The 3828-nt window shown below is 45.6% G+C and carries 3 protein-coding genes and 1 pseudogene; all 4 read left to right on the plus strand.

Annotated features, from left to right (window positions below):
• Positions 1 to 676: pseudogene (locus RRG12_RS41685) on the plus strand (amidohydrolase); the annotation flags it as partial.
• Positions 677 to 767: 91 nt separating this feature from the next.
• Positions 768 to 1418 carry a dienelactone hydrolase family protein gene (locus RRG12_RS41690; protein WP_420761482.1) on the plus strand — a complete coding sequence of 217 codons (651 nt, stop codon included), beginning with the start codon at positions 768 to 770 and terminating at the stop codon, positions 1416 to 1418.
• Between the two features lie 152 nt (positions 1419 to 1570).
• A complete protein-coding gene (locus RRG12_RS41695) occupies positions 1571 to 2569 on the plus strand; it encodes an aldo/keto reductase (RefSeq protein ID WP_420761483.1) in 999 nt (332 codons plus the stop codon).
• A gap of 57 nt (positions 2570 to 2626) precedes the next feature.
• Positions 2627 to 3676: an aliphatic sulfonate ABC transporter substrate-binding protein gene (locus tag RRG12_RS41700; protein WP_069068749.1), complete on the plus strand. Its 1050-nt coding sequence runs from the start codon at positions 2627 to 2629 to the stop codon at positions 3674 to 3676.
• Positions 3677 to 3828: the final 152 nt, after the last annotated feature.

A 3828-nucleotide genomic window follows, 5' to 3' on the forward strand; every position in this document is an offset into this window, starting at 1 on the left:
CTTTGGTGGCGTTACCAAACGTTTCCCAGAGTTGCGTGTAGCTATGCTTGAAGGCGGTGCAGATTGGGGCGCACACGTCTACATTCATTTAGTAGATCGTTTCTCCAAGCGCAGTCTAAAAGGACTACAAAACTACAACCCAGATAACGCCAATTCTGATGAATTGTTCGTATTGTTCGAGCGTTTTGGTAGCGAATTCCTGCAAGAACATCCTCTGAGTAAAGAGGAACTGAAAAAGAGTGTCTTGGGTTCTTCTTTCAACCGTCATAGCCGTTCACCCGTTGGTAGTGAATTGGAAGACTTTGCCGCAGCCGGGATTGAGACAATTGAAGACATCCGCGATCGCTGGGTAAACAGTTTCTTCTTTGGTTCCGAGTCTGACGATCGCACCATCGCAGCAGCATTCAACGACAAAGCCAATCCCTTGGGTGTGAAAATCAACGCCATTTATTCCTCAGATGTTGGTCATTGGGACGTACCAGATTTGACCGATCCACTAGCGGAAAGCTGGGATTTGGTACAAGAAGGTGTGATTTCTGAAGCGGACTTTAAGGCTTATGTATTCAATAATCCTTACAAGTTCTATACCCAAGCCAACCCTGACTTCTTCAAGGGTACAGCAGTTGAATCGAAAGTACCTACTACCCAAGTAGATAAGAGCCTTGTAGTAGCTTAAATCTTTGTCAAGGCATTGAGATGTTACGAGATACCCGACTTCTTAAAGAAGTCGGGTATCTGACCACCAAACATACAGAGGAATTATAGCTATGCCTATCGAACACCGTTCCGCTTCACTGCCTTATCTTTTCTCGCCTGTTTCTGAAGATACCAAGAAACCCGCACCCCTTGTATTGTTTTTGCATGGCGCACGCGATCGCGGTACAGATATAAATGTACTACTAAAATGGGGTTTACCTCGTTTTGTAGATGAATCTAGCCCCTTACCTTATGTCTTTGCAGCCCCCCAACTTCCTGAAGGACAAACCTGGGTAGATCGAGAATCTGACGTAATTGCTTTGTTGGATAATCTCATTACCTCCCAACCCATAGATCCGTCCCGTGTGATTTTATCTGGATTCAGCTTAGGTACAGCTGGGGCATGGCATATCGCTGCTTCTCATCCTACTCGCTTCGCTGGTTTGGTAGCGGTGTCTGGTCGTGTACCTACGACATTAGAACCAAGCCAACTAGCTGCCCTAAAAAATATTCCTATCCAAATATTCCAAGGCGCAAAAGACGAAAAGCTCTCTGTTGAAAATACACAGTCTATTGTCGATACCTTACGTGGTGTCGGGGGAACCGTAGATTTTACTGTACTACCTGAAGGCGATCATTTTATTGCCGATGAAGTCTACAGTGACTCGAAATTGCAACAATGGCTAATTTCACAAAGTCGTCGTACTTCTGTAGCTGTCTGAAGAATACAAAAAAGAAAAACTTCTCTTGGGTTAAAGCTGACGCAAAGACTCGGTGACATGGGAACGCAGAGAATTTTTCTTCTTTCTTTGCGTCCTTTGCGCCTTTGCGGTTCGTTTTCTTATCAAAATTTAACGACATAAAAAACGTTTCCATGACCTTACCAACTAACAAACTTGGTCAAACTGGATTGACTGTTTCTCGCCTCTGTCTCGGTACAATGACCTTCGGTTTGCAGACAGATGAAGAAACCTCAAGGCGAATCCTTGACACCGCCGCCGATGCGGGAATTAACTTTCTCGATACAGCCGATGTGTATCCTCTTGGGGGTGGGCTAGCTACGGCTGGAAGTACCGAAGAAATCATTGGGCGCTGGCTCAAAGGCAAACGCGAACATTTTATTTTGGCTACCAAAGCTGTAGGTAAAGTTGGCCCTGCACCTTGGGATCAGGGTGCTTCGCGCAAACACATTTTGGATGCGATCGATGCTTCCCTCAAACGACTGGGAACTGATTATGTTGACCTGTACCAATTGCACTCTGATGATGCTTCAACTCCTCTCGATGAAACCTTAGAAGCATTAGATACAGTAGTTCGTGCTGGTAAGGTACGCTACATTGGGGTTTCTAACTTCTTAGCTTACCGACTTGCCCGCGCCTTGGGTCGCGCCGAAGTGCGAAATTTAACTCGCTTCGTCTCGATTCAACCCCGCTATAATTTGTTGTTCCGCGAAATTGAGCGAGAACTTTTGCCCTTGGCGAAAGAAGAAGGATTAGGTGTAATTCCTTACAATCCCTTAGCAGGTGGTCTACTCACTGGCAAACACAATCTGACTCAAGGCCCCACCGCAGGGACTCGTTTTACTCTGGGTGCTGCCGCAGAACGTTATCAAGAACGATACTGGCGCGATCGCGAGTTCAATACTGTGGAAGAATTACGCACAGTGGCGGAATTTGCTGGATTGTCGCTCACTACCTTAGCTGTAGCTTGGGTGCTGGCTAATCCGATTATTACTGCCCCTATTATTGGTGCTAGTCGTCCAGAACAACTTGCTGACACCCTCAAAGCTGTAGAACTAAAACTCGACGACAATTTGAAACAAAAACTCGACGACATCACCGCTGAATATCGCAGGGGAGATTCTCTGCGTTAGTTTTGCTTTCTTTTAACCTTTCCAACCAATCCAAACTATTTTATCTATCAAACAACTATGATTAAACGCCGTCGTTTTCTAAATGTTGCTACATCTAGTCTGGGCGGTTTTTCTATGGCATATTTGTTGGGAAGTTGTAACCAACAAGGCCAACAGAATGTAGCAAGTACTAGTGGCAATTCAATTTCTCTTGGGATAAAAACGAAAGTTCTCCGCATGGGTTATCAGAGTGCAGGGGATCTTTTCAGAAATCGGCAAGTTTTAGAGAAACGCTTGGAGCCACTGGGAATCAAGGTGGAATGGGCGCAATTTGTCCAAGGGCCACAACTCATGGAAGGTATGGCCGCGAAAAGAGTTGATGTGGGATCAGTAGGAGAAACGCCGCCAATATTTGCCCAAGTCGCTGGTTCAGACCTTGTTTATGTCGTCGGTACACAAAGAACCGCAAGAACAGGAACAAGTAGTGTAATTGCTGTACCTCCAGAGTCTCCCCTTCAGAAATTTGAGGATATCAAGGGGCAAGAAGTTTATTTTCAAAAAGGCTCGGCATCGCACTATTTTATTCTTAGAGCTTTGCAGTCAATCGGCTTGACCATCAAGGATATTAAAATCAAAAGTATGGCGACCATCGAGGCGCGGGGTGCGTTTCTCGAAGGGAGAATTCCCGTTTGGATGACTGGAGATCCCCACTATGCGATCGCTCAAAAGATGGGTCGAATTCGTGTCCTCAGAGATTCTGTTGGGCTAGATTCTCCTGGGGGCTACTATATTGCTGATAGGAAGTTTGCCGAAGAAAACCCTGGCTTGCTCAAAATTATCATTGAAGAACTTCATGCCCTTGATAAGTGGGCAGAGGCGAATCGAAATGAAGTGAAAAAGTTGATGATCGCCACACAAAAGCTCGATGAGGATGTGGCCGACAAGGTAATGTCTCGTCGCACTTTCGCAGGACGCAGAGGCCTAAGTCCTGAACTGATAGCGGAACAACAGCGTGTAGCAGATTTATTCTTTAAAGAGGGTGTCATACCGAAGAAAATCAACATTCAAGATGCGTTACTTCCGCCTGATTTATATGCTGCGATCACACCGCCAGAAATTATGGTCTAGTACGAATGGAACTAAGAAAAGCCCCAAGACTTATTGTATTCTCGTTCCAAGCATGGAGGCTGGGAACAAGTTCCGAGTGGCTCTGCCTAGGCTGTTGGCTCTGTACCCTTTAGCCCGTAAGACTTCATGCAAACAATGTCGTGACTGTTTTT

The organism is Nostoc sp. CALU 546, assembly GCF_048836525.1.